Raw genomic sequence first — 25,555 nt, 5'->3', positions numbered from 1 at the left:
GAGAGATCCTCGACCTGGCCAGGAGTGTAGCCTGGCGCGCGGTAGAGGGGAGCGCGATGCCGAAGGCAAGAATCCCGGCGCCGGAGGCGTGGGTCGCGGGAGCGGTCGCGGCTGCCGGCTTCATGGTCGCGGGGATGTTCCGTGGCACCTTCCCGTTCGGGGACGCTTCACGCAGTACCAATGACCTCGGCGTGCAGTACATTCCGTTCTACGCGCACCTGTGGGATGTCCTTACGGGCAACGCCCAGGGCGACCTGCTGTTCAACTGGCAGAGCGCGTTCGGGGTCGGGTTCCTCGCCGACTTCGGGGTCGTTCTCGGCAGTCCGCTGTCGTTCCTGGTGGTGCTGTTCCCCCGCGATGACATCGATCTCGCGGTCTTCGTCATCACCACGCTCAAACTTGCATTGGCGGCCGCTGCAATGGCCGCTCTGCTGCGGCGGATGCGACCCGGTCCGTGGTGGCTTGCTGCGGTGCTCGGCGCGTCGTACGGGCTGTGTGGGTGGGCGATCGACGATGCCGCCTACGTGCCGATGTGGCTCGACGGGCTGATCGCGCTGCCGATGCTGTGTCTGGTCGGCGAGTGGTCGCTGAAGGGCAAGCACCGGATCCTGAGCGTCCTCGTGGTCGGCTTGTTCTGGGTGTCCAACTTCTACACCGCTTACATGGCGACGATCGCGGCCAGCCTGATCCTGATCGCCCGTGTGCTGACCAGCGAGCTCAGCTGGGCCGAACGCCTGCGCGGCCTGCTGCGGCACGCCCTCACGATGATTCTCGGCCTGGCCCTCTCGACGCCGGTCCTGATCCCGGTCTTCAAGACCAACGCTCTCGCCGCGCCCTCGCCATCCGGCCACTTCGTCCCCGTCTCGCTGGAGAGCTTCTTCTCGCGACTCCTGCCACTGAGCGAAGGCGTCTCCCGCAGCGCCGGCCTGTACGTCGGTACGGCGGCCCTACTGCTGGCTGCGACGCTACCGTTCAACGGGTCGGTCCGAGCCGTCACCCGGATCACCTGGACCGTACTGGCCGTACTTGTCGGCGCCTCGTTCCTGTGGACGCCGACGCACGACGTCTGGCACGGCTTCGACACCCCGAACGGAAGCCAGTACCGAGAGGGCTTCGTCCTCTGCGCGATCCTCGTCATCGCTGCCTGGTTCTCGGTCGCCGACCGCACACCGAGCTGGATCGCATTGCTCGGCGGCACGGCCCTCGTCGTCACCCTGGCGATCTGCACCCAGCACAGCCCCTTGCTGACCAACGGCAGCATCATCGTGCTGAGCTGCTCGGGCGGCCTGCTGATCGCTGTGCTGCTGGCTATCCGGTACTTCGGGCAGGCGCGGCTGGTCGCGCCGATCGCCGCTGTGCTGGTCATCGGCGCGATCGGCGTTGAGCTGGCGTGGACAGCCATCGTGGTCGACCAGGAGCGCAACAAGGTGCTCCAGGCCTCCGCGGTGGCGTGGGGTGCTGAGCAGACCGACCTGGCCGGCAAGGTCAAGGCGGCGAACGGCTGGCCGCAGTACCGGACCGATCCCGGTACGTTCCTGACGCCGAACGATCCGCTGCTGCTCGGCGGCCAGGGACCCGGGTACTACAGCAGCCTGCTGCCCGCGAGTCTGAGCCACACGCTGACCAATCTCGGCTTCGGCTGGCAGGGGTACGGGCGTGCGTCGGTGGAGCTCGACAATCCGGTGACCGATGCGATCTTCTCCATCGGCGCCCGGCTGAAGGACGGGACGATCAAGCGCGCTGACGTGCCGCCACTCGTCACGGTCCGGCCCAAGCCGGCCGACGGAGCGCCCGAGCCGGACAGCGTTTTCGCTTACCAGGAACGGCTTCTGGGCGCGCAGGTGTATGACGTACCGAAGTACCGGGGGCGTCGGGTCGGGCCCGGCCTGGTTACGTTGACGGCCTCGTGCCCGGTTGGGTCGACTGTGTATCTGAGCCTGCCGCGCACTGGTGGGCAGGCGCGGATCGGCGCGGACAGCGAGTGGCGGAACCTGATCGCCACCAAGCGGCCGGGCAGCAACACGAGCAGCGCGGTGCTGGACGTGGGCAAGACGCCGGCGAACGGGCTGGCCGTTATCGAGCTCAAGATCCTCGTATCGCCGTATCCGCTGCCGGTGACGGGGGCGATCGGTTGCCTTGACGAAGCCAAGCTGGCCAAGGCTGTCGCCGCTAATCGCGCGGCCGGCGCCACTGAGGTCAAGGCGGGCGGGCATTCGATCGACGCGACGCTGAAGCCTGGTAGTACAGGGCTTGCGGTGGTCGCGGTGCCGCGGACCGAGGGCTGGCGTTGCTCGGTCGACGGCGGCAAGGCATCGGACGCGGGCGAGTTCGGCGGGCTCATCGCCGTGCAACTGCCCGGGCCCAGCCAGAAGATCCACTGCGGCTTCCGGCCGCCAGGCCTGGATCTCGGCCTGGCGGCCGCCGGTGGGTCCATCCTCATCACCGGTGGTCTTGCGCTGCTGTCCCTGCTCCGACGGCGGCGGAAGAACGCTGCCTAGTTGACGTCGCGGCGGCGGAAGACCAGCGCGCCGAGCGCGATCAGCACGACAGTGGCGATGCTCAGGTACCAGGCGCCGTGCTCGAAGGACAGGTGTTTCTCGATCGACTGGCAGTTGTAGCTGCCGTCCGAGCCGCTGCTGCACTTCTCCACGTAGTACGACGTGCCGTGCAGCACGAAGGCGTCGAAGTTGAGCCGGATCAGCCACGGTTGCACCTGGGTCAGGAAGCCGCCGAACACGCCTTCGACCAGTACCAGGTACGCCATCACGACACCGATCGCGGCCGCGGTGTGCCGCAGCAGCAGACCGACAGCGCCACCGAGCGCGGCACCCACCGCCGTCACCAGCACGATCCGGCCGGACGTCTCGGCCAGGTTGCCCCAGACCTTGCCCGTCGTACCGGCGGTGATGCCGAGCCGGTCGATGATCAGGTACGTGCCGAACACCATGATGGCGGTGATCACGACCGCCACCGGAGCCAGGCCGATCGCGGCGCCGGCGAGCTTGCTGCCGTAGACGCGCATCCGGCGGGGTTCGAAGGTCAGCCAGTTGCTGATCGCCCCGCTGCTGAACTCGGCGCCGAGGAAGCTGGCGCCGATCAGGAAGGCCATCGCCACCAGCAGGTACGACAGCCCCTGCAGCAGCTTTGGCATCAGCTCGGAGAAGACGTTCTTCGGCTTGCCGAACTGCTCGAGCGTCGGCGGTCCCGGGCAGAAGTCCTTCAAGGCGGGCTTCGGGTCGGGCGTCGAGGCGTACGAGGCTTCGCAGTCCTTCTGGTACTGCTCGCCGTGCAGCTCCCAGTCCTTCTGCGCCTGCTCGAAGTAGACCTGGTTCTGCTGTTGCTCGGCCGCCGACAACGGCCGGGAATCACGCCAGGTGGCGAACAACAGGAACGCGGTGATGATCAGTACGGCGGCGACGCCGATGATCGCGAGCCGGCGCGACGCCAGCCGGCGGAGTTCGACTCCGGTCAGGCGGATCACTGGTCGCCTCCCAGACCCTCGTCGGCGGTCAGCTCGAGGAAGACGGACTCCAGGTCCGCGCGGACCGGGATCAGCTCGGACACGTACAACTCCTGCTGGGCCAGGCGCCTCGTCACCTCGGCCGAGTGCTCGGCGCCGTCGACGAAGAGATAGTTGCCTTCGGCCCGTACCGTCAGGCCGGAGGTGGTCAGGATCGAGGCGGCCCGGTCCAGCTGGTCCACCCGGATCTTCACGGTGGACTTGCCGCTGCCGCCGATCACCTCGGCGACGGTGCCGGAGGCAAGCAACCGGCCGTGGCCGATGATCGAGACGGTGTCCGCGACCTGCTCGACCTCGGCCAGGATGTGGCTGCTGACCAGGACCGTCCGGCCCTGCGCCCCCAGCCCGCGCATCGTCTCGCGGATCTCCCGGATACCGGCCGGGTCGAGGCCGTTGGTCGGCTCGTCGAAGATCAGCAGGTCAGGCTCTTTGAGGAGCGTGGCGGCGATCGCGAGCCGCTGCTTCATACCGAGCGAGTAGGTCTTGAACCGGTCCTTGCCGCGTTCGTTCAGCGAGGTCTCCTCGAGCACCTCGCCGACCCGCTTGCGCGGCGCACCGATCGCGTCGGCGAGCAGTTCGAGGTTCTTCCGCCCGGTGAACGCGGGAAAGAACTTCGGCGACTCGACGATCGCGCCGATCCGCCCGACGACGTCGGGCAGCCGGTCCGGTACCACCTGATCGAACACGGTCATCGTGCCGGCGTCGGCCCGGACCAGCCCGAGCAGCATCCGGATCGAGGTCGTCTTGCCCGAGCCGTTCGGCCCGAGGAAGCCGTGCACGCCGCCGATAGGGACCTCCAGATCGAGCCCCTGCACCGCGACGACCCGCTTGCCCCGCCGGGTCCGGTACGTCTTCCGCAGCGCCTGTGTGCGAACAGCCAGCTCAGGCATGCCGCCCCTCTCCCTCGGAAACCCACATCCTTGCAGAGGATGACGTCCACCTCGCCGGGTTTGTTGCTCAGCGGGTGGGACGGGTTCCGATCCGATCGACAATGCTCATGGCGACCGAGCTGAAACCGACCACCTGACCACGCTGCTTGCCGCTGGTGACGACCTGGCGCTCACCGATGTAGTCGCCGGTCCGCGGATCGATGATGATCTCCTGGCGTTCCTTGCCGTCGTCGCTGCCGTACGCGATGCCGACCTTGCCGTCCAGGTTGGCGGCGCGGTCCGACACCTCGAGGTGATCGAGGTTGCCCAGGGCCCGGTACAACGCGGACCGTACGTCGGCCGGGACCTGGCCTGTCCGGAGCGCGTCGGCGGCGTAGACGAGCAACTCGGTCTCGCCCCGACTGTTGCGCGGCGCATCCTTCTTGAGCCGCTTGTACAGAGCCTTCGGGTCGGTCGGTAGGCCCGCCGCCCATTCCGGCGTTGGGTCCTGCCAGCCGCCCGCTCGCGTGCAGGGCTGCTGTCCTGCGTCGAGGTAGAAGTCACCGCATTTGGCACGGAGGACCTCCGGCGGCGTGTTGTCGTTCATCATTTTGTTCACCGCGTCCAGCTCTTGCTGGGTGCCCTGGGCCAGCTTCCGCTTGCCGGTGGAGGTGCTGCGCTGCATCCATTCCTGGGTGCGGTCGGCCGGGATCCAGGTCTCGGTGAGTTGCTCTTCGAGATAGGTCACAGCGTGGTTCGGGGTGGTCTCGGTCATGCCCATCACCCAGCCGTGGCTGACCCGGTAGCGGTACTTGCCGGGTGGGATCACCGGGTCCTTGGCAACCACGTGGTCGGCGGCGGAGTTGAGGGCAGCCTTCGCCTCGGCGGTGCCGCCGGGTGAGTTGGTGGTGACCAGGAAGCCGCCGACTACAAGGGTGGTGACGGCGGCGGCCGCTGTCAGCGCATATGTCCAGCGTCGGCGCTTACGGCGTACGGGACGATCGATGGTCGCCAGAAACGTGGCGCGGGAGGCCTCGAGCCGAGTGTCGTCGGTCGGTACGTCGTCGTGCAGGGCGCCGAGGGCACGGTCGAGCTCGTCCTCGGACCACAGGTCGATCAGCTTGTCGTCAGTCATGGTGGATCGCCTCCAGAGCGATGGTGGTGCGAAGGTGGCGACGGATGCGATGCAGGCGAGATCGCACGGTGCCGACCGGGATGCCTAACGCGTCGGCAACCTCGACGGTCGTCAGCTCGGCCCACGAGGTCAGGAACAGGACGTCGCGGTCACCGTCGGACAATTCCGCAATCGCCGGGGCGATTTGGCGAGCCATTGCCTGGGCGTCCACGCGGTCCGCGACCATCCCGTCATGCGAGGGCTGGTACGGCGTGTTGTCGGCGCGGGCTGTTGCCCGGAGACCCCGGACTTCCTGGCGGACGTGGCGCCGGGCGAGGTTGGTCGCGATGCCGTAGAGCCAGCTGCGGACCGCGGCCGTAGCGGGGTCGTAGGTCTGGCGTTGTTTGTAGGCGGCGAGGAAGGTCTCGCTGACCAGGTCGTGGGCATGGTCCGGGCCGACCCGGCGGGCGAGGTACCGGTGCAGCGGGGCAGCATAGGCGTCGAAGAGCTGACCGAACTCCAGCTCGGGTCCCCCATCTGTGCCGATGTCAGCCTCCGGGCTGTCGTAACGGATCGCTTTCATGATTCTGGTTGCCCGGAGGGGTCTTCGGCGTTCACGCTGGTACAAGATTGAATGGATACAGTCCACCATCGAGGAGTGCTCGTGAATGCTCGACCACCGTTGCCCCCGTTCACCGCGGAGACTGCGATCCAGAAGGTCCGGGCCGCGGAGAACGCTTGGAACAAGCAGGATCCGGCGGCTGTTTCGCTCGCGTACACACCGGACACGTACTGGCGGAATCGGGACACCTTCGTCAACGGGCGGGACGAAGTGGTCGAGTTTCTGACTCAGAAGTGGGCGCGCGAGCTGGACTACCGGCTGATCAAGGAGTTGTGGGCGTTCACGGGCGACCGGATCGCGGTGCGGTTCGTCTATGAGAGCCATGACGCGGCCGGCCAGTGGTACCGGTCGCACGGCAACGAGAACTGGGAGTTCGACGAGAACGGGCTGATGCGGGTGCGGCGGGCGAGCATCAACGACCAGGCGATCTCTGAGAGCGACCGGTTGCTCCACTGGGATGCGCCCGGTGTGCGGCCTGACGATTATCCTGGGTTGACCGAGCTGGGGCTCTAGTTTGTAGTTACCCCCTATGGGTATCCGGTGCGGACTTGCATTGGATACCCATAGGGGGTACTTTTTTGCCTGTCGACATACCCCGCAGGGGTAGCAGTTGGGAGAAGAGGACCGCCATGACCACCGAAGAGAACGCCGAGCACGTGCACGGATACACCTCGGAGAAGACCAGCCACCTGAAGCGGCTGCGCCGGATCGAGGGCCAGGTCCGCGGCCTGCAGCGGATGGTCGAGGAGGACAAGTACTGCATCGACATCCTCACCCAGGTCTCGGCGGCCACCAAGGCGCTGCAGTCCTTCTCCCTCGAACTGCTCGACGAGCACCTCTCGCATTGCGTGGTCGAGGCCGCGCAGCGGGGCGGGGTGGAGGCGGAGGAGAAGGTCCGCGAGGCCTCCGACGCGATCGCCCGGCTCGTCCGCAGCTGAACCCTCGATAGATCTTTCAAGCTAGGAGCACCGCTATGACCACCACCACGTACTCCGTCAACGGGATGACCTGCGGCCACTGCAGCGCCGCCGTCACCGAGGAGCTCGGCAAGCTGCCGGGCGTCCAGGAGGTCAAGATCGACCTCAACGCGGGCGGTACCTCCGCCGTGCACGTGACGAGCGAGGCCGCACTGGACGACGCCGCCGTGCGCGAGGCCGTCGACGAGGCGGGCTACGAGCTGGCCGCATCTGGCGCAGGCGCATGACCAGGGCTGTCGCGGTCCGGCTCGGCGCGTTTGCTGGTGCATTGGCGCTGGCGTTCGGCGCCGCGTTCGCACTCGGCTCCGTGGTCGACCCGGTCGCGGCAGCCGGCCCGGCTCCCGCCGCTGACTCGCACGGCGGCGGTGGCGACGGTATGAGCGGGATGCCTTCAGAGAATACGGCTCAACCGCCTGGGCTCGCGGTCTCCCAGTCGGGCTACACATTGGTACCTCGGAGCACCTTCTTCCAGCCTGGCAAGCCGCAGACGCTGGCCTTCACCATCGAAGGGCCGGACGGCAAGCCGGTTACGCAGTACACGAAGACGCATGAGAAGGATCTGCATCTGATCGTTGTGCGGCGGGATCTGTCCGGGTTCCATCATGTGCATCCGACGCGCGCCGCGGATGGGACGTGGAGCATTCCGTTCACGTTCACCGCGGGTGGGCAGTGGCGGATCTTCACGGACTTCCAGCCGACGGCGCTCGGCGAGAAGCTGACTTTAGGTGCCGATGTCAACGTTTCCGGGCTCTACGTCCCGGTGCCGCTGAAGGAGGCGGCGAGCGTCTACTCGGTCAATGGGTACGACATCACGCTGGCCGGTACGCCGGTAGCCGGCAAGGAGTCGTCGTTGACCTTCAGCATCAGCAAGGCCGGCAAGCCGGTCACTGACCTGCAGCCGTATCTCGGGGCCTTCGGGCATCTGGTGTCGTTGCGCGACGGCGATCTCGCCTACCTGCACACGCATCCGTCTACATCCGAGAGTGGGCCGGAGGTCGGGTTTGGGACGACCTTCCCGACGGCTGGGACGTACAGCCTGTTCCTCGACTTCCAGCACGCGGGCAAGGTACGGACCGCCGAGTTCACCGTGGAGGTTCCGCGATGACCACATCGGACAACTCCGTCGAGCTCCTCATCGGTGGCATGACGTGCGCCTCCTGCGCCAACCGGGTCGAGAAGAAGCTCAACCGGATGGAAGGCGTCAGCGCGACCGTCAACTACGCCACCGAGAAGGCGAAGGTGACGTTTGCCGAGGGCATCAGCACCGACGATCTCGTCGCGACCGTCGAGGCGACCGGCTACACCGCCTCGTTGCCCACTCCCCCTGTTGCCGAAGGCCCTGAACCGGTCGACGAGCTGCGGCCGTTGCGGGAGCGGTTGTTCGCCAGCATCGCGCTCGCCGTACCAGTGATTGCCTTGGGCATGATTCCGGCGTTGCAGTTCAACTACTGGCAATGGGCTTCGCTGACGCTGGCCACGCCGGTGGTGACGTGGGCGGCATGGCCGTTCCACAAGGCGGCTTGGACGAATCTGCGGCATGGGGCCGCGACGATGGACACCTTGATCTCCGTTGGGGTGCTGAGTTCTTTCATCTGGTCGCTGTACGCGTTGTTCCTCGGCGAGGCGGGGTTGCCGGGGATGAAGATGCCGTTCACGTTGATCCCGTCGCGGGGTAGTGGGGCGGAGGAGATTTATCTCGAGGTCGCTGCCGGGGTGACGACGTTCATCCTCGCCGGGCGGTACTTCGAGGCTCGCGCGAAGCGACGGTCGGGCGCCGCACTGAAGGCCTTGCTGGAGTTGGGGGCCAAGGACGTCGCTGTACTTCGGGATGGGGCCGAGGTCCGGATCCCGGCGGATCAACTTGCTGTGGGCAACGAGTTCGTGGTGCGGCCGGGTGAGAAGATCGCTACCGATGGAGTGATCGTCACTGGGTCGAGCGCTGTGGATGCGTCGATGTTGACTGGCGAGTCGGTGCCGGTCGAGGTTGGTGAAGGCGATGCTGTTGTCGGCGCGACGGTTAACGCCGGCGGGCGGCTCGCAGTACGGGCTACTCGGGTTGGGGCGGATACCCAGCTGGCGCAGATGGCGCGGTTGGTGGAGGACGCTCAGAACGGGAAGGCTGCTGTTCAGCGGTTGGCCGACCGGATCTCCGGGGTGTTCGTGCCGATCGTGATCGGGCTTTCGCTGGCCACGTTGGGGTTCTGGCTGGGGAACGGGTCGCCGGTCGAGGTGGCGTTCACGGCTGCGGTCGCAGTACTGATCATTGCTTGCCCTTGTGCGCTGGGGCTGGCGACTCCGACTGCGTTGATGGTCGGTACCGGGCGTGGGGCTCAGCTGGGGATCCTGATCAAGGGGCCTGAGGTGCTGGAGTCGACGCATCGGGTGGACACCGTCGTACTGGACAAGACGGGGACGGTGACGACCGGGCGGATGGCGCTGGTCGACGTGCTGCTGGCTGACGGTGAGGAGCGGGCGGAGGTACTGCGGTTGGCGGGGGCGCTCGAGCATTCGAGCGAGCACCCGATTGCGCAGGCGATCGCGCGTGGGGCTGCCGATGAGGTGGGCAAGCTCGCGGCTGTTGAGGATTTTGGGAATGTGGCGGGGCTCGGCGTACAGGGCATCGTCGACGGGCATGCGGTGCTGGTCGGGCGGACGCGGTTGCTGGAGGAGTGGAGCCAGCACCTGCCGTCTGCTTTGGCACACGCTAAAGAGCACGCCGAGGCTGAGGGCAGTACTGCCGTCGCTGTCGGCTGGGACGGCAAGGCGCGTGCGGTTCTAGTTGTCGCGGACACGGTGAAGCCGAGCTCGGCCGAGGCGATCCGGCAGTTGAAGGCGCTTGGGTTGCGGCCTGTACTGCTCACCGGCGACAACGAGGCGGTGGCGCAGAAGGTGGCCGCCGAGGTCGGCATCGACGAGGTGATCGCGGAGGTACTCCCGGCCGGCAAGGTCGACGTGATCAAGAAACTCCAGGCGGAGGGCCGCTCGGTCGCGATGGTCGGCGACGGTGTGAACGACGCAGCCGCGCTCGCCCAGGCCGATCTGGGGCTGTCGATGGGCACGGGCACGGATGTCGCCATCGAGGCGAGCGATCTGACACTGGTCCGAGGCGACCTCCGCTCGGCAGCCGACGCCATCCGCCTCTCCCGAACCACCCTCCGAACCATCAAGGGCAACCTCTTCTGGGCCTTCGCCTACAACGTCGCAGGACTCCCATTGGCAGCCGCCGGCCTGCTCAACCCGATGCTCGCCGGCGCCGCGATGGCCTTCAGCTCAGTCTTCGTGGTCACGAACAGCCTCCGACTAAGGCGCTTCCAGCCGCTCACGCCGTCGAGCTAAGCCTCGATCCACCAGCGGACTGTCGCCGTACTAGGACATTACATATTGTGGCAGTACGACGACATTTGATAATGTTGCCGTACTACGACATTGCATCGGCGACCCCCAGGAGGCGGTCATGCAGGTCCATACAGTCAGGGACCTTGGCGCGGCCGTCCGCGAGGCGCGGTCGCATCAGGGCCTGACCCAGGCTGAACTAGCTCGTCGGGCGGGGGTTTCGCGCGACTGGCTGGTTCGCCTCGAACAGGGGCACCCTCGGCTAGAGGTTCAGTTGGTGCTCGATGTCCTGGCCGCTGCAGGTCTTGCACTCGCCACCGGACCCCAACCTCCCGAAGCCGGCGATCAGACTGAGGCAACCTGGGACCAGCTCTTCTCCCATCTCAGCGGCGAGTCCGACAATGGCTGAGGATCGGTTGGTCGTCTACCTCGATGGCGTGATGACCGGAACGCTCCAGCAGAGCGCGCAAGGACGTCTGTCTTTCGCCTACGACGGCCAGTACCAAGAGGACCCGACGACGACTCCCCTGTCACTGTCGATGCCTAAAGCAACAAAGAACCACTCGCACAAGCAAGTACACGCGTTCATCTCAGGTCTTTTGCCGGACAGCGAGGCGGCCCTTCAGCGGCTCGGCCGGAAGTACGGAGTGTCGGCCAACAATCCCTTCGCTCTCTTGCGGCAGATCGGAAGAGATGCCGCTGGAGCAGTTCAGGTACTTCCCGAGGAGATCGCCTCCAGCGATGCAGCCAACCAGCAAGGCGACATCGATTGGCTCACTGCCGAAGCGATGGAGGAGACGCTGGCCGATCTGGCACAGAATCCGGAGAGCTGGGATCCCGGAAGGCACGCGGGCCGCTGGAGCCTGGCCGGCGCGCAGAGCAAGATCGCGCTGTTCCGATCGTCCGAGGGACGATGGGGAGTTCCCTGCGACTCGACACCGACGACGCATATCCTCAAGCCGTCGATGCCGGACTTCCAGGGCCATCATCTCAACGAGCATCTTTGTCTGAGGGCGGCGCAACTGTGTGGGCTGCCGGCGGCTGCGACCGAACTGCTGGCCGGTGACAGATACGAGGTGCTCATCTCGCACAGGTACGACCGTCACCAGGGCTCCGACGGTAGATGGCGACGGCTGCACCAGGAAGATTTCTGCCAGGCGCTCTCGATCTCGCCGAGCAAGAAGTATCAGTCCGACGGCGGACCGGGCCCTGACCAACTCGGCGATCTCCTCGCCAGCCGCAGCCTCGTCATGCACCGCCGGACCAATCTGCAAACCCTGTTCGACTATCTGGTGTTCAATGTCGCGATTGCGGCGACAGACGCCCACGCGAAGAACTTCTCACTCCTCTTGAGCTCACGGAGCGTCCGACTCGCACCCTTGTATGACGTGGCCTCCTACTTGCCGTACGAACACAGTCGAGGTCTGAGGTCCGCTATGAAGATCGGTACGACGTGGGAGATGGCCGGCGTCTCCGAGCAGGATTGGATAGCCGTGGGCAAGCGGCTCGGTCTGACGAGGGACGAGTCTGTTACCCGGATGCGGTCGATCCGCTCGCGGACTCCCGCAGCCTTCCATCAAGCAGCAGCCGAGTCCGGCATTCCCGCACCTTTGAAGGGCCGGGCCAGTTGGATCGCGGAGCTGGTCACCGCTCAGGTAGAAGGACGTCGTGACCGCTGGGGACAACTGGACGTCGCGCCGCTTGACCGCTGAGAACCCCGCGGAGCACCAGGTCTGTGGCCCTGGCGCTCACGCGGGGTGGGTCAGCGGAGCCAGGCGGTGGTGTCTGGGGGGAGTTTGCCTTCCTCCAGTGGGTTGCTGGTCAGGAGGAGTTCGGAGTGGGTGGGCAACGCGATGGGGTCTGCGGTCAGGTTGGTGATGCAGGTGAGCGTCTCGCGGGTGAAGGCTAGGACGCCGGGGGCGGAGTCGAGCCAGGTGAGGGTGCCGTCGCCTAGCGCAGTACGGCGGATTTTCAGGCCGTTGCGGTAGAGGGCGAGCATGGAGTTCTGGTCGGCTTGCTGGGATTCGACGGTCAGGTTTTTCCAGTCGGCTGGTTGTGGGAGCCAGGGGGTGCCGGCGCCGAAGCCGAAGGGGGGTTCTTTGCCGGACCAGGGGATGGGGACTCGGCAGCCGTCGCGGCCTCGGTCGGTGCCACCCGAGCGCTCCCAGAGAGGGTCCTGGAGGAGGTGTTCGGGGAGGTCCTCGACCTCCGGGAGGCCCAACTCTTCGCCTTGGTAGACGTACAGGCTGCCGGGGAGGGCCATCGCCAGCAAGGCCGCGGCTCGGGCTCGGCGTTCGCCTAGGACTGGGTCGGTCTCCATGCCGTGTTTGCGGTCTTGGTGGGAGAAGGACGTGTCGGGGCGGCCGTACTTCGTGACCGGGCGGGTGACGTCGTGGTTCGAGAGCACCCAGGTGGGAGGTGCTCCGATCGGGACGTGGGTGGTCAGGGTCAGGTCGATCGACGCACGGAGTTCGGCTGCATCCCAGGGGCGCGAGAGGAAGTCGAAGTTGAAGGCGGTCTGCATCTCGTCGGGGCGGAGGTACAGGGCGAAGCGTTCCTGGTCCGGCATCCACATCTCGCCGACCAGGAAGCGGCCTTCGTACTCATCGGTGATCTGCCGCCAGCCGCGGTACACATCGTGCACCTCGTCGTGATCGGTGTACGACTCCTCGACGCTGTCCAGGTCCTTGAAGAGCACCGCCGCGCTGTCGATCCGGATCCCGTCCACCCCACGGTCCAGCCAGAACCGCAGGATCGCGTGGTACTCGTCCACCACCTCTGGGTTGCGCCAGTTGAAGTCCGGCTGCTCGGGCGCGAACAGATGCAGGTACCACTGCCCGTCCGCGACCTGGGTCCAGGCCGGCCCGTTGAAGATCGACTGCCAGTCGTTCGGCGGCAGGCCGCCGTCCCGCCCGTCCCGGAACAGAAACCGCTCGCGCTCCACCGATCCGGGGCCGGCCGCGAGCGCCTGGACGAACCAGTCCTGCTGGTCCGAGCCGTGGTTCGGCACGATGTCGATGATGGTCCGGATCCCCAGCGCGTGCGCCTCGTCGATGTACGCCTCGGCCTCCGCCAGGGTGCCGAAGCTCGGGTCGATCGCGCGGTAGTCGGCCACGTCATAGCCGCCGTCGGCCATCGGCGACGGGTACCACGGGTTCAGCCAGATCGCGTCGACACCGAGCTCGGCGAGGTACGGCAGCTTCGCCCGCAGCCCCGCGAGATCGCCGATCCCGTCACCGTTGCCATCGGCAAAGCTGCGCAGGTAGACCTGGTAGATCGCGGCTCCGCGCCACCATGTGTCCGACATTGCGTCTCCTTAGAAGGTTGGGAGGGGATCAGCCTTTGAGGCTTCCGGCGGTGAGGCCCGCCATGATGCTGCGCTGGAACACGAAGAAGACCAGGATCGTCGGCAGCGACGCGATCACCAGGGACGCGATCAGCACGTTCTGCGGCATCTGCGCGGACAGCGACGCGATCCCGACGCTGATCGACATCTTGTCCGTCTCCGGCAGTACCAGCAGCGGCCAGACGAAGTCCTTCCAGACCGTCACCACCGACAGGATCGAGACCACGCCGAGGATCGGCCGCGACACCGGCAGCACGATCGACCACAGGATCCGCATCGGTGAGGCGCCGTCGATCTCGGCCGCCTCCAGCAGCTCGCGCGGGATCGAGTCGAAGAACCGCTTGAGCAGGAAGATGAAGAACCCGTTCGCGGCCGCCGGCAACCAGATCGCCCAGGGCGTGTTGAGCAGGCTGACGTGGAACAGCGGGACATCCTTGGCGACCAGGTACGTCGGCAGCAGCAGCACCATCGGCGGGATCATCAAGGTGGCCAGCATCAGCGCCAGGATCAGCTTGCCGAAGAAGGGCCGCAGCTTCGACAACGCGTACGCGGCGGTGACGTCGACCGCCAACGTGAACAGCCACGCGCCACCGGCGTACAGGGCCGTGTTCTTGAGGAAGACGCCGAGCTGCAGCTGGTTCCAGGCATCGGCGTAGACATGCCAGTCGAAGTGCTTTGGGAAGAAGCTCGGCGGGATCTGGGCGATCTCCTCCGGTGACTTCAGCGCGCCGGTCACCATCCAGTAGAGTGGGAAGACGAAGGCGAGCGTGAAGCCGATCACCACGACGACCAGTACGGTCCAGTACGTCATCTTGCCGCGCACGGACCGCAACGCCAGCGGCGACACCAGGCTCCTGGTCTCGTACCCGCCGCCCTTGTCCTTCTTCTTCTTTCTCCTCGTACCGCGCGGAGCGGGTGCCGGGGTCGTTGCCTCCAGCACCTGTTGCGGTTGCAGCGTGGTTGTCATCGGGCACCCTCGTTGTCGCGCGAGACGCGCAGGTAGATCGTCGAGAAGACCATCAGGACCACCATCAGCATCAGGCCGAGCGCGCCACCGCCACCGAAGTCGCCGAAGTTGAAGGCGTACTGGTACATCAGGTAGGCCACCGTGACGGTCGCGTTCTCGGGGCCGCCACCGGTCAGCAGGTAGGGCTCGATGAAGACCTGCATGGTCGCCACCACCTGGAGCAGCAGCATCACCAGCAGGATGAGTTTGGTCTGCGGGATCGTCACGTGCCAGACCCGCTTGAACAGCCCGGCGCCGTCGAGCTCCGCGGACTCGTAGAGCTCACCCGGGATGCTCTGCAGCGCAGCGAGGTAGATCAGCGTGCCGGTGCCGAGGTTCATCCAGGTGGAGACCAGGACGAGCGAGATCAGCGCAGTACTGGAGGAATCGAGCCAGCTCAGCGGCGGGATGCCGAAGACGTCGAGGATCTGGTTGAACAGGCCCGCGCCCGGATCGTAGAACCACTTGAACAGCAGCACGCCGACGGCCGGCGGCAGCATCACCGGCAGGTAGACGACGAACCGCAGGTAGGCCCGCGCGTGCTTGAGCTCGTTCAGCACCACCGCGAGCACGAACGGGATCGCGTAGCCGACGATCAGCGCGAGACCGCTGAAAGCCGCCGTGTTCAGCCACGCGGACCGGAAGGCCGGATCCTCGATCACGGTCCGGAAGTTGTCGAAGCCGACCCACTTGGCGGGATCGACGAAGTTGTTCTCCTGGAAGCTCAGGACGATCTCGCGGATCATCGGGTACCAGGAGAAGAAGGCGAAACAGATCAGTGCCCCGCAGAGGAACCCGTACGCCGTGAGGTTCCTGCCCACCGCGCGGCGCGCCGCTCCCTGGGGAAGGGAACGGCGCACCGGCGGCTTCGCGGTCAGTACTGCCATCAGGTGTTCTTGGCGAGAATCTTGTTGGCCTTGCCCTCGGCGTCCGAGAGCAGCTTGCTGACGTCGGCGTCCTTACGCGTCAGCACCGCGGACATCGCGACATCCAGTACGGCGTACAGCTCCTGCGCCTTCGGCGGCTCGAGCTTGTTGGTGATGTTGGCCTGCGCGTCGACATACGGGGTGAAGTGGTCGACCGGCACGGTGGCGAACTGCTTGCGGAGGGCAACGATTTCCTTGCCCGGCGCGGTGGTGCCGTACAGGTCCGGGATCGGCAGCCCGACCGGGCGGCCCTGGGCCTTGGCCCGCTCGTAGTTGAACTGGCCCTGGCCCGGCGTCAGCTCGTGGAACTGCAGCCAGAGCAGGCCGGCCTTGATCTTCTCCGGCGTCGCCTTCGGGTTGAACATGTACCCGTCACCGCCGCTGAGCGAGGACTTGCCGTCGGACTCCGGTACGGCCGTGACACCGTAGTCGTCGAACTCGCCCTGGAAGTCGTTGTTGACCGACTGGACCACGTCCGGCGCGCCGATCATCATGCCGAGCTTGCCGGAGCCCATCATCCGCATCAGGTCTTCCCACTGCAGCAGCTGCTTGGTGCCCATGCTGTTGTCGTCCCAGCGCATCTTCTTCAGGTTCTCCAGGACGGCCTTGCCCTCGTCGCTGTTGAACGCGGCGGTCTTGCCGTCGTCGCTCACCATCGAGCCACCCCGGGCGTACAGCGAGGCGGCGAAGTGCCAACCGCCGGTGTTGCCCGCGCTGTACTCACCAAAGCCCGTGTAGCCCGCGCCGAGACCGGCGATCTTCTTGGCCGCGTCCTGGACCTCGGACCAGGTCTTCGGCGGCGAGTCCGGGTTCAGCCCCGCCTGGGTGAAGAGCTTGCGGTTGTAGACCAGGCCCATGTTGTAGTTGTTGCGCGGCAGGCCGTAGCTCTTGTCGCCGTCCTTGAAGACGCTCTGGACGTCGGGGCGGATGTCCTTGAGCTCCTTCACGTCACCGATGTACTGGCTGATGTCCGCGGCCTGCTTGGCCTTGATGATCTTCTGGACATCGGTGTAGTAGACGTAGAACACGTCCTCCTGGGTACCGCCGGCCAGCTTCGCCTGGAAGGTGTCCGGGTTGATGCAGGGGAACGCGTCCTTGCTCTGGATGGTGATGTTCGGGTGCAGCTTCTGGAACGCCGCGACGTCCTCGTCCCACCCGGCGCGTTCCTTCGGGTTGCTCTTCGGCGGCTGGCATCCCACGGTGATGGTCACGGGAGCGTTCGCGTCGCCGGACCCCTGGGCGGCCGGCTTGTTGTCGTCCCCGGATCCACAGGACGCGGCGGCTAGGCCGAGCCCTGCCACGAGCAACAGGCTGAGCGCCTTGCGGTGGCTCGTTGTCCTCATCGATGTGCCCTTCTACTGGCGAGGGCGCTTTCCGTCCCGCCCCTCGGATGTGGTCCGTACCGTAGGCAACGCGACTAGATGTGCGCAATAGTTCGATCGCAAGTTGCAAAAACGTGACTCCTCGCCGGAACAACGCAAAACGGGGGCCTCGAGCAGGATTTCTGCTCAAGACCCCCGTGGGGTGTCTGTCGTTGTCAGACCTTGGCTGTCGCCCGTGCCCGGGCCGTCGACGCGCGTACCACCAGTTCGGGCTCGAAGAGCAGCTCGTCGGCCGGTACCGCGGCGCGCTCGATCAGTGCGACCAGTATCTCGACCGCGGCCCGCCCCATCGCGTCGATCGGCTGCCGGACCGTCGTCAGTGGCGGGTCGGTGCAGTTCATCATCGCGGAGTCGTCGTACCCGATCACGGAGACGTCGTCAGGTACGGACAAGCCGGCCCGGCGGACGGCCCGGATCGCGCCGAGCGCCAGGATGTCGCTCGCGCAGACGATCCCGGTGACGCCCTGCTTCACCAGCCGGGTCGCGGCCGCGTGCCCGCCCTCGAGCGAGAACATCGTGTGCTCGACCAACTCCGGATCGGCCTCCGGAGACTTCAGGAAAGCGTCCAGCTTGCGCCGCGAGGGGATGTGGTCGCGGGGGCCGAGCACCATCCCGATCTTCTGGTGCCCGAGCGCGCGTAGGTGTCCCAGCGCCATCTCCGCGGCGACAACGTCGTCCGACGAGACCTGCGGGAAGCCGAGGTGGTCGACGGCGGCGTTGACCAGGACGGTCGGCAGCCGGCGCTCCTGGATCAGCTCGTAGTGTGCGTGCGGCGCATCCGCCTGGGCGTAGAAACCACCGGCAAAGACGACGCCCGAGACCTGCTGCTGAAGGAGCAGGTCGACGTAGTCAGCCTCGGAGACGCCACCGACTGTCCTTGTGCACAGCAACGACGTGAACCCCTGCTGCGCCAGCGCCCCGCCGACCACCTCGGCGAAAGCCGGGAAGATCGGGTTCTGCAACTCCGGCAGCACCAGGCCGACCAGGCGGGCCCGGTCACCTCTGAGCTGGGTCGGGCGCTCGTAACCGAGCACGTCGAGCGCGGTGAGTACCGCCTCGCGGGTCGCCTCGGAGACCCCCGGTTTGCCGTTGAGTACCCGGCTCACGGTCGCCTCGCTGACCCCGACCTTCTTCGCCACCTCAGCAAGTCGTCGCGTCATAGCGCAAACACTACGCCACATTCCGCAAATTCTTGCGGCCACTTGCGTTCGTTACCCGATCCGTCAGGAACTGCCACACTGGTCGGGTGCCTCGTTTCGTAGCCACTCGCCCGGACACCGGCCTGCTCTCGCTCCCCTGGGACATCCCGCTGGAGGAGTGGCCGGAGGACCAGCTGGTCGCGCTCCCCCGCGGTATCTCCCGCCACGTCGTCCGGTTCGTCCGGGTGAACGGCACGGTCTACGCGATCAAAGAGGTGATGGAACACCTCGCGATGCACGAGTACCGGCTGCTGCGCGACCTCGAGCGGCTGGACTCCCCCTCGGTCGAACCGGTCGGCGTCATCACCGACCGGCTGGACAAGAACGGCGAGCCGCTCGACTCGATCCTGGTCACCAAGCACCTGCAGTTCTCCCTGCCGTACCGGGCGCTGTTCTCCAGCACGCTGCGGCCGGACACGGTCAACCGGCTGATCGACGCCCTGGTCGCGCTGATCGTCCGGCTCCATCTGCTGGGCTTCTTCTGGGGCGACTGCTCGCTGTCGAACACTCTCTTCCGACGTGATGCGGGCGCCTTCGCGGCGTACCTGGTGGACGCGGAGACCGGCGAGCTGCACCAGGACATCTCCGACGGGCAGCGCGCGCACGACCTCTACACGGCCGAGATCAACCTGTTCGGCGAGCTGTCCGACCTCGAGGAGGGCGGCCTGCTCGACGCGACCATCGATCCGCTGGAGACGATCCACTCGATCACCGCCCGGTACGAGGCGCTCTGGAAGGAGCTGACCGCGCCGGAGGAGTTCCACACGGACGAGATGCACCGGCTGGACTCGCGGATCCGGCGGCTGAACGAGCTCGGCTTCGACGTCGCCGAGATCGACATCATCACCGATTGGGACGGCAGCCAGGTCCGGATCCAGCCCAAGGTCGTGGACGCCGGCCACCACTCGCGGCGGCTGCTGCGGCTGACCGGGCTCGACGTCGAGGAGAACCAGGCGCGGCGGCTGCTCAACGACCTCGACTCGTACTCCGCTTCGACCGACCAGCAGGGCGAGGACGAGGAGATCGTCGCGCACCAGTGGCTGACCGAGGTCTTCGAGCCGGTCGTCCGGTCGGTACCTCGGGATCTGAAGCGCAAGCTCGAGCCGGCGGAGGTGTTCCACGAAGTACTTGAGCACCGCTGGTTCCTGTCCGAGCAGGCCGGCCATGAGGTCGACACGATGGAGGCGGCCCGCTCGTACGTCGAAACCGTCCTGGCCGCCAAGCCCGACGAGAAGCTCACCCTTCCACCGCCCCCGCCACCCGGAGCCACACTCGACCCCGATCTGGACTGAATGCAACGTCTGAGCTGCTGCCCGCGTGGTACGGGGTAGGAGGTGGCGGATGACCGACGGGGGATCGCCGGATTTCGACGAATGGGTCAAGTTGCGTGGTGCTGCGCTGCTGCGGTTCGCGTACCTGATCACCCGGGATCACAGCCGGGCTGAAGAGGCGGTCCAGGACGCGCTCGTTTCGGCGTACTCGCGCTGGGCCAGGATCGGCCGGCTGGGTGACCCGGAGGCGTACCTGCGGCGGGCTGTCGTCAACGCGGACATCTCGCGGTGGCGCAAGTTCTTCCGCCGCGAGACGCCGGTCGGTGAGGCGACGACCTTCGACTCCGCCACCGTGGACCACGCCGGCCCGCACGCCGAGCAGGACGCGGTCTGGACCCTGTGCGCCTCGCTGCCGACCAAGCAGCGCGCCGCCGTCGTCCTCCGGTACTACGAAGGCCTCCCGGACAACGAGATCGCCGAGATCCTCGACTGCACCGCCGGCACGGTCCGTTCCCAGATCCACCGCGCGCTGGCGTCGTTGCGGACGACCCTGAGCACGACCGAGGAGGTCACCCGCTGATGGCAGACCCCACCGAGAGCATGCTGACCGAGTCGCTCGACCGTCACGCTGCCGAGGCGCCCGACGACCACGACCTGCTGACGACGGTTCACCGTCGCTTGCGGCGGCGGCGTACCGGCCGGACCATTGGCGCTGCGGCCCTGGCGGTCGTTGCGGTCGCCGCGACCATCACCGTGAGCCAGTCGCTGAACCATGAGGCCGGTCCGGCCTCGACTACGACCACGGATTTTCGTTGGGAGTCGTACAAGACGGTCCAGGTCCAGGTGCCCGCTCAGTGGACGAACTTCACCTCCAGCCCGGCGCCGTGCGGCTCCTCGAAGGCGCCGACCGTCGGCCGGCTCTCACCTTGGATCGTCCTCAAGAACTCCGGCTGCGCCGTCGCGGTCCTACCGCTCGCGGAACGGCACGAGTACGTCTGGTTCGACGACCTCCAGCAGCCCGGCGTCAAGCAGTACGACGGCGGCTGGACCGAGGAGACCCGCGAGGTCGGCGGCATCCACGTCAGCGTGCTCACCAAGAACGACGCCCTCCGCCAACGCATCCTCGACTCGGCCGTCCCACTCGCCAACGGCCCGGACGCCTACGGCTGCGAGCAGAACGGCTATCTCCCTGCTGAGGACGACTCAACCGAATCGCTGGTGCTGGGCAAGATCGACTCGGTCGGCATCTGCGAGTACTGGGGTAAATACAACTCCCCGCAGTCATCTCTGATCGCAGGCTCAAGCCTCGACGGCAAGCGGGCGACCAACCTGGCCCAGCAGATCAGCAGAGAACTCCAGACCGCGCCCACGATGCGCATCGGCAGCACGTTGCTCTGCCTACCGCAAGGCTTGAAAACGATCCGCCTGACCCTGCACGGCCCCGACGGCAACTGGTCGATGCTCTTCCAGGAACAGAACTGCACCAACCAGTACTACACAAAGGTCGGCTCCGACTTCCGCGTCTTCTCCATCCCCTTCACCGACCTGCTCTTCACCGGCGTCCACCACCCCGACCAACCCCTCATCGACGCCCCCGGCAGCTTCACCCCACCACCGCGCTGAACCCGCCGACGATGGCAGTGATCAGGCAGCAGGCGCAGCGACCGGCAAGCCCAGATCTTCCGCGGCGGCAAGCAGCCGGCGGTTGTACGTGACGAAAGCCGTCAGGTCGTCAGCCAGTACTGCGTCTGCCGTGGCGAGGTGGATCGCGTCAAGTGAACGGATGGCTGGGTCGTCATAGGCAGCGGCGGTGGACCGAACCAACTCGTCGATCTCGTAGACCGCAATCCGTCCGAGCACCCCAGGCAGTGCGGCAAGCAAGGCCGGCTCGGTCCGTCGCAGGGCGCGCGGAAGCTCGACCTCGGAGAGCGCCGACGAGACGAGGAGCTCGTCCGGCCGGTCCGCGATCCAGTCGACGAGTGCGTCCGACTCCACCTCGCGGCGGACGAGTTTCACCAGAGCCGCCGTGTCGAGGTAGATCATCAGTACCGCTCCTCGCCCCGCAGCTCCTCCAGCAGCTCGCCTGCTTGCCGGTCCGTGCGGATCTCTCCCCGGGGGTGCGGCATCGGGCCGGTGCTGCGCGGCAGCCTGAGCTTGCCGGTCTCCAGCAGACGTGCCACCGGTGACGGTTTCGCAGGCACCAGCCGTGCGATCACCGCCCCCCGCTCGGTGATCTCGATCTCTTCGCCCTGCTTCACCCGGGCCAGCACCTTCGCCGTCTCCTGATTCAGCACCCGCACCGGGATCTCAGCCATGACAACACTGTAGTACATATTTGTCAGACACCTCCTCCGCAACGAACCGCCAAGTCGATTCAGCAGGGAAGGTATCCGGGCAGCCACCCAGATCAGCGGCTGTCCACAGGGCAATTAACGCGGGGGCATCCTGAGGGCGCCGTCCAGGCGGATGACCTCGCCGTTGAGGAGTTGGTTGCTGACGATGTGGTCGACCAGCGCGGCGTACTCCGAGGGGCGGCCGAGGCGGGCCGGGTGCGGGACCTGTTGCTCCAGGACCTTGCGGGCGTCTTCGGGGAGGCCGGCGAGCATGGGGGTTTCCATGGTGCCGGGGGCGATGGTGACGACCCGGATTCCCTTGTCTGCCAGGTCTCGGGCAGCCGTGAGGGTCAGGGAGACGATCGCGCCCTTGCTGGACGCGTAGGCGGCTTGGCCGATTTGGCCGTCGTAGGCGGCGATGGAGGCCGTCATGACCACTACGCCGCGGTCGCCGTCTTCGTCGGGGTCGAGGGCCATCATGCGCTCGGCGGCCAGGCGGAGGACGTTGAAGGTGCCGACGACATTGACCTCGATCACCTGCTTGAAGGTTGCCAAGGGCAACGGGCCCTTACGGCCGACGACGCGGCCGGGGGTGGCGATGCCGGCGCAGGTGACGACCAGGCGGAGCGGGCCCAGCGAGGCGGCCGCGTCGAGGGCGGCGGTGACGGCAGCCTCGTCCGTCACGTCGGTGGGGACGAAGACGACGCGTTCGCCCAGTTCGTCGGCGATCGCCTTGCCTGCGGAGGACGGGAGGTCGCAGATCACCACGCCGGACCCGGCGGCGGCGAATCGGCGTACGGTCGCCTCACCGAGCCCGGAACCACCGCCGGTGACGAGGACGACATCGGACGCGGCAAGCTTCATCGAACACTCCTGAGGAGATCGCGGCTGATTACGAGACGCTGAATCTGGTTGGTGCCTTCGAAGATCTGGGTCACCTTGGCCTCGCGCATGTAGCGCTCGGCCGGGAACTCGCGGGTGTAACCGTAGCCACCGAGCACCTGGACCGCATCGGTGGTCACCTTCATCGCCGCGTCGGTGCAGACCAGCTTGGCGATCGCCGCCTGCTGGGTGAACGGCCGGCCGAGATCGCGCCGCCGGGCAGCCTGGATGTACGTCGATCGCGCGGACTCGGTCGCCGCGGCCATGTCGGCCAGCAGGAACTGCATGCCCTGGAAGTCGGAGATCGGGTGCCCGAACTGCTCCCGGCCCAGCGCGTACGACGCGGCGAGGTCGAGCGCTGCCTGTGCGAGGCCCACCGCGCAAGCAGCGATGCCGAGCCGGCCGGAGTCGAGCGCGGACAAGGCGATCCGCATCCCGTCGCCCTCGTTGCCGATCAGGTTGGCGACCGGCACCCGGACGCCGTCGTAGTTGACCAGCGTGGTGGTCGATCCGGTCAGGCCCATCTTGCGTTCCGGGGCGCCGAAGCTGAGCCCCTCGGCCGACGCGGGCACGTGGAAGGCGGAGATGCCGTGCTTCGGGTCGGCGGACGTACGGGCGAAGGTCGTGTAGAAGTCGGCGTGCGAGCCATGCGTGATCCACGACTTGGTGCCGCTCAGCACGTAGTGGTCGCCGTCGCGGACTGCCTTCGTTGTCATCCCGCTGATGTCGGACCCGGCCTGCGGCTCGGACAGCGCATAGGCGCCGAGCAGTTCGCCGCCGACCATGTCGGGGAGCAGGAGCTCGCGCTGGTCCGCAGTACCGAAGGTCGCGATCGCGTAGCTGGTCATCGTGTGGACGGACAGGCCGACACCGACCGACATCCAGGCCGCGGCGATCTCCTCGAGCATCTGCAGGTAGACCTCGTACGGCTGCTCGGCGCCGCCGTACTGCTCCGGATAAGGCAGGCCCAGCAGCCCGGCCTTGCCGAGCGTGTGGAACGCCTCCCGCGGGAAGGTCTCGGTCTCCTCGGCCTTGGCCGCGTACGGCGCGAGTTCGTGCTCACAGAGGTCGCGCACGAGACCCAGCAGCTCACCGGCCTCCTCGGTCGGAAGCAAGCGGTCGACAGCCATCAGGCACCCCTCTCCACGGGTACCGAAATGATACTCCTATCGATACTGAAGACCAAAGTTCCGTATCGTTCTATGCTGTCTCGATATGACAACAGTCGTCCCGGGGCGTCGTACCCGCAGGCAGTCCGAACTGCTCGACCGGCTCCTGTCCCTGTTCCTCACCCAAGGCTTCAGCCGGTTCACCCTGGACGACCTGGCGGCCGAGCTGCGCTGCAGCAAGACGACCCTGTACGCGCTGGCACCGAGCAAGGAGCAGCTCGCCGTCGAGGTGGTCAAGCACTACTTCAAGAATGCCACCGCGGAGGTGGAGTCGGCGGTGGCCAAGCAGACCCGGCCGGACCGCCGGATCGCGGCGTACCTGAACGCCGTCGCGGACGCGCTGCGGCCGGCCAGCCGGACCTTCCTGGACGACGTCGCGACGTTCGCGCCGGCCCGGTCGGTGTACGAGCGCAACACCCGGATCGCGGCCGACCGGGTCCGGACGCTGATCGAGGAGGGGATCGAGAGCCGGGCGTTCCGGCAACTCGACATCGGCTTCGCGGCCGAGATGGTCGCGCACACGATGCAGGCGATCCAGCGTGGCGACATCGCCCGGCGTACCGGGCTCAGCGACGCCGAGGCGTACCGGGAGCTCTCCTCGTTCGTCCTGCACTCGCTGCGCCACGACTAGCGACAGGTTGGTGCCATCTCCCCCGGCTGAACCGGTCGCAGTGGAAAGGTGTCTCTCATGACATCGCCTTCCCTCCGCCGCGCAGTGGCGACGCTGGCCACCGGTGCGCTCGCCCTGCTCGCCATCCCAGCCGCCAACGCCGCCTCGGCCGTCCCCCAGCAGACGCCGCCCGGACCGCGTACCGCCACTGCGATCTCCGCCGCCCTGGCCAAGGACAACACCGTCCCTGGCACCGCCTGGATGACCAGGCCGGACGGCAAGGTCGTCGTCTCCTACGACTCGACTGTGATCGGCAGCAAGTACAAGTCGCTGACCCAGCTCACCCAGCAGTTCGGGGACCAGGTCGTGATGGAGAAGCTCCCCGGCAAGCTGACCAAGTACGTCAACGGCGGTGGTGGGATCTACGGCGGCGACTGGACCTGCTCGGCCGGGTTCAACGTCCAGCGCAAGGGCAGGTACTACCTGCTGACCGCCGGGCACTGCGGTAAGGACGCCGCCACCTGGTACAGCGACGAGAGCCACCGGAACCTGGTCGGCACGGTTCTCCGGCCCAGCTTCCCGGGCAACGACTACGCCCTGGTCGTCTACCGGGCCGGCCTCACACCCGGCGGCAGTGTGAGCCTCTACAACGGCCACTCCCAGGACATCGTCAGGGCGGCCAACCCGGGCCTCGGCCAGACGGTCTACCGCACGGGCGTCACCAGCGGCCTGCACGGCGGCAAGGTCACCGGCCTGAACGCCACGGTGATCTACGACGAAGGTGCAGTGGGCAACCTGATCCGCACCAACGTCTGCGCCGAGCCGGGCGACTCCGGCGGCCCGCTGTTCTACCGCACGTACGCCTACGGGCTCACCTCCGGCGGTACCGGCGACTGCAGCTCGGGTGGCGTCACCTACTTCCAGCCGGTGATCGAGGCGATGAACGCGTACGGCGTCAACGTTTACTGACTTGGGGAGCGCGGTAGCGTTTCCTGA

The 25,555-nt window shown here is 66.8% G+C and carries 26 protein-coding genes; 13 read left to right on the top strand and 13 right to left on the bottom strand.

Annotated features, from left to right (window positions below; all coding sequences use genetic code 11):
* The first annotated feature begins 56 nt into the window (after nt 1-56).
* The gene (locus OHA70_RS17610) at nt 57-2,498 is read left to right on the top strand and encodes a YfhO family protein (RefSeq protein ID WP_328333845.1); all 2,442 of its coding nucleotides are present in this window, start codon (nt 57-59) and stop codon (nt 2,496-2,498) included.
* On the opposite strand, the gene OHA70_RS17605 is transcribed toward OHA70_RS17610, so the two are convergent.
* The 4 genes from OHA70_RS17605 to OHA70_RS17590 form a co-directional block, all read right to left on the bottom strand.
* Nucleotides 2,495-3,481: an ABC transporter permease subunit gene (locus OHA70_RS17605; protein ID WP_328333842.1), complete on the bottom strand. Its 987-nt coding sequence runs from the start codon at nt 3,479-3,481 to the stop codon at nt 2,495-2,497. The genes OHA70_RS17610 and OHA70_RS17605 overlap by 4 nt on opposite strands.
* Entirely contained in the window at nt 3,478-4,410 is a 933-nt protein-coding gene (locus tag OHA70_RS17600; protein WP_328333840.1) for an ATP-binding cassette domain-containing protein, read from the bottom strand. The genes OHA70_RS17605 and OHA70_RS17600 overlap by 4 nt, the downstream gene beginning before the upstream one ends.
* Before the next feature lie 67 nt (nt 4,411-4,477).
* Nucleotides 4,478-5,524 (bottom strand): CU044_5270 family protein, encoded by a 1,047-nt coding sequence (locus OHA70_RS17595; protein WP_328333838.1) that lies wholly within the window; start codon nt 5,522-5,524, stop codon nt 4,478-4,480.
* Nucleotides 5,517-6,086 (bottom strand): RNA polymerase sigma factor, encoded by a 570-nt coding sequence (locus OHA70_RS17590; protein ID WP_328333836.1) that lies wholly within the window; start codon nt 6,084-6,086, stop codon nt 5,517-5,519. Before OHA70_RS17590 ends, OHA70_RS17595 begins: the two co-directional genes overlap by 8 nt.
* A gap of 81 nt (nt 6,087-6,167) precedes the next feature.
* Between OHA70_RS17590 and OHA70_RS17585 the strand changes: the two genes are divergently transcribed.
* From OHA70_RS17585 to OHA70_RS17555, 7 genes are all read left to right on the top strand, one after another.
* Nucleotides 6,168-6,638 carry a nuclear transport factor 2 family protein gene (locus tag OHA70_RS17585; protein ID WP_328333834.1) on the top strand — a complete coding sequence of 157 codons (471 nt, stop codon included), beginning with the start codon at nt 6,168-6,170 and terminating at the stop codon, nt 6,636-6,638.
* A gap of 116 nt (nt 6,639-6,754) precedes the next feature.
* Nucleotides 6,755-7,063, top strand: a complete 309-nt coding sequence (locus OHA70_RS17580) for a metal-sensitive transcriptional regulator (protein WP_442913893.1) — start codon at nt 6,755-6,757, stop codon at nt 7,061-7,063.
* A gap of 35 nt (nt 7,064-7,098) precedes the next feature.
* Nucleotides 7,099-7,329, top strand: a complete 231-nt coding sequence (locus tag OHA70_RS17575; RefSeq protein ID WP_328333832.1) for a heavy-metal-associated domain-containing protein — start codon at nt 7,099-7,101, stop codon at nt 7,327-7,329.
* Nucleotides 7,326-8,207: a hypothetical protein gene (locus tag OHA70_RS17570; protein WP_328333830.1), complete on the top strand. Its 882-nt coding sequence runs from the start codon at nt 7,326-7,328 to the stop codon at nt 8,205-8,207. Before OHA70_RS17575 ends, OHA70_RS17570 begins: the two co-directional genes overlap by 4 nt.
* Complete coding sequence (locus OHA70_RS17565; RefSeq protein WP_328333828.1) at nt 8,204-10,438, top strand: heavy metal translocating P-type ATPase; 2,235 nt, start codon at nt 8,204-8,206, stop codon at nt 10,436-10,438. The genes OHA70_RS17570 and OHA70_RS17565 overlap by 4 nt, the downstream gene beginning before the upstream one ends.
* A 118-nt stretch (nt 10,439-10,556) precedes the next feature.
* Nucleotides 10,557-10,844, top strand: a complete 288-nt coding sequence (locus OHA70_RS17560; protein ID WP_328333826.1) for a helix-turn-helix domain-containing protein — start codon at nt 10,557-10,559, stop codon at nt 10,842-10,844.
* A complete protein-coding gene (locus tag OHA70_RS17555; protein WP_328333824.1) occupies nt 10,837-12,147 on the top strand; it encodes a type II toxin-antitoxin system HipA family toxin in 1,311 nt (436 codons plus the stop codon). Before OHA70_RS17560 ends, OHA70_RS17555 begins: the two co-directional genes overlap by 8 nt.
* Nucleotides 12,148-12,197: 50 nt before the next feature.
* Here the strand turns inward: OHA70_RS17555 and OHA70_RS17550 are convergent, their stop codons facing one another.
* The 5 genes from OHA70_RS17550 to OHA70_RS17530 form a co-directional block, all read right to left on the bottom strand.
* Nucleotides 12,198-13,742 carry a glycoside hydrolase family 13 protein gene (locus tag OHA70_RS17550; RefSeq protein ID WP_328333822.1) on the bottom strand — a complete coding sequence of 515 codons (1,545 nt, stop codon included), beginning with the start codon at nt 13,740-13,742 and terminating at the stop codon, nt 12,198-12,200.
* Between the two features lie 28 nt (nt 13,743-13,770).
* Nucleotides 13,771-14,748, bottom strand: coding sequence for a carbohydrate ABC transporter permease (locus OHA70_RS17545; protein WP_328333820.1), 978 nt, complete (start codon nt 14,746-14,748; stop codon nt 13,771-13,773).
* On the bottom strand, nt 14,745-15,674 hold the full coding sequence (locus tag OHA70_RS17540; RefSeq protein ID WP_328333818.1) for a carbohydrate ABC transporter permease: 930 nt from the start codon (nt 15,672-15,674) through the stop codon (nt 14,745-14,747). The genes OHA70_RS17545 and OHA70_RS17540 overlap by 4 nt, the downstream gene beginning before the upstream one ends.
* Nucleotides 15,674-17,056, bottom strand: coding sequence for an ABC transporter substrate-binding protein (locus OHA70_RS17535; protein ID WP_328333816.1), 1,383 nt, complete (start codon nt 17,054-17,056; stop codon nt 15,674-15,676). The genes OHA70_RS17540 and OHA70_RS17535 overlap by 1 nt, the downstream gene beginning before the upstream one ends.
* 194 nt (nt 17,057-17,250) lie before the next feature.
* Nucleotides 17,251-18,255 (bottom strand): LacI family DNA-binding transcriptional regulator, encoded by a 1,005-nt coding sequence (locus tag OHA70_RS17530; RefSeq protein WP_328333814.1) that lies wholly within the window; start codon nt 18,253-18,255, stop codon nt 17,251-17,253.
* An 86-nt stretch (nt 18,256-18,341) separates the two neighbouring features.
* Between OHA70_RS17530 and OHA70_RS17525 the strand changes: the two genes are divergently transcribed.
* Genes OHA70_RS17525 through OHA70_RS17515 form a run of 3 tightly spaced genes read left to right on the top strand, consistent with a single transcriptional unit; the run spans nt 18,342 to nt 21,188 of the window.
* Nucleotides 18,342-19,586, top strand: a complete 1,245-nt coding sequence (locus OHA70_RS17525; protein ID WP_328333812.1) for a DUF4032 domain-containing protein — start codon at nt 18,342-18,344, stop codon at nt 19,584-19,586.
* A gap of 49 nt (nt 19,587-19,635) precedes the next feature.
* Nucleotides 19,636-20,145 (top strand): SigE family RNA polymerase sigma factor, encoded by a 510-nt coding sequence (locus OHA70_RS17520; RefSeq protein WP_328333810.1) that lies wholly within the window; start codon nt 19,636-19,638, stop codon nt 20,143-20,145.
* Complete coding sequence (locus tag OHA70_RS17515; RefSeq protein WP_328333808.1) at nt 20,145-21,188, top strand: hypothetical protein; 1,044 nt, start codon at nt 20,145-20,147, stop codon at nt 21,186-21,188. The genes OHA70_RS17520 and OHA70_RS17515 overlap by 1 nt, the downstream gene beginning before the upstream one ends.
* A 21-nt stretch (nt 21,189-21,209) precedes the next feature.
* Here the strand turns inward: OHA70_RS17515 and OHA70_RS17510 are convergent, their stop codons facing one another.
* From OHA70_RS17510 to OHA70_RS17495, 4 genes are all read right to left on the bottom strand, one after another.
* Nucleotides 21,210-21,608: a type II toxin-antitoxin system VapC family toxin gene (locus OHA70_RS17510; RefSeq protein WP_328333806.1), complete on the bottom strand. Its 399-nt coding sequence runs from the start codon at nt 21,606-21,608 to the stop codon at nt 21,210-21,212.
* Nucleotides 21,608-21,880, bottom strand: coding sequence for a type II toxin-antitoxin system Phd/YefM family antitoxin (locus OHA70_RS17505; RefSeq protein WP_328333804.1), 273 nt, complete (start codon nt 21,878-21,880; stop codon nt 21,608-21,610). Before OHA70_RS17505 ends, OHA70_RS17510 begins: the two co-directional genes overlap by 1 nt.
* 114 nt (nt 21,881-21,994) lie before the next feature.
* Nucleotides 21,995-22,762, bottom strand: a complete 768-nt coding sequence (locus tag OHA70_RS17500) for an SDR family NAD(P)-dependent oxidoreductase (RefSeq protein ID WP_328333802.1) — start codon at nt 22,760-22,762, stop codon at nt 21,995-21,997.
* A complete protein-coding gene (locus OHA70_RS17495; RefSeq protein ID WP_328333800.1) occupies nt 22,759-23,910 on the bottom strand; it encodes an acyl-CoA dehydrogenase family protein in 1,152 nt (383 codons plus the stop codon). The genes OHA70_RS17500 and OHA70_RS17495 overlap by 4 nt, the downstream gene beginning before the upstream one ends.
* Before the next feature lie 85 nt (nt 23,911-23,995).
* On the opposite strand from OHA70_RS17495, the gene OHA70_RS17490 reads away from it, so the two are divergent.
* Nucleotides 23,996-24,580, top strand: coding sequence for a TetR/AcrR family transcriptional regulator (locus OHA70_RS17490; protein WP_328333798.1), 585 nt, complete (start codon nt 23,996-23,998; stop codon nt 24,578-24,580).
* Between the two features lie 57 nt (nt 24,581-24,637).
* Nucleotides 24,638-25,528, top strand: coding sequence for a S1 family peptidase (locus tag OHA70_RS17485; RefSeq protein ID WP_328333796.1), 891 nt, complete (start codon nt 24,638-24,640; stop codon nt 25,526-25,528).
* The last annotated feature ends 27 nt before the right edge of the window (nt 25,529-25,555 follow it).

The sequence above is a fragment of the Kribbella sp. NBC_00382 genome, from assembly GCF_036067295.1.
Taxonomy (GTDB): domain Bacteria; phylum Actinomycetota; class Actinomycetes; order Propionibacteriales; family Kribbellaceae; genus Kribbella.
Note: the sequence above shows the minus strand (reverse complement) of the source record. Positions and strands in the feature narration are given on the sequence as shown.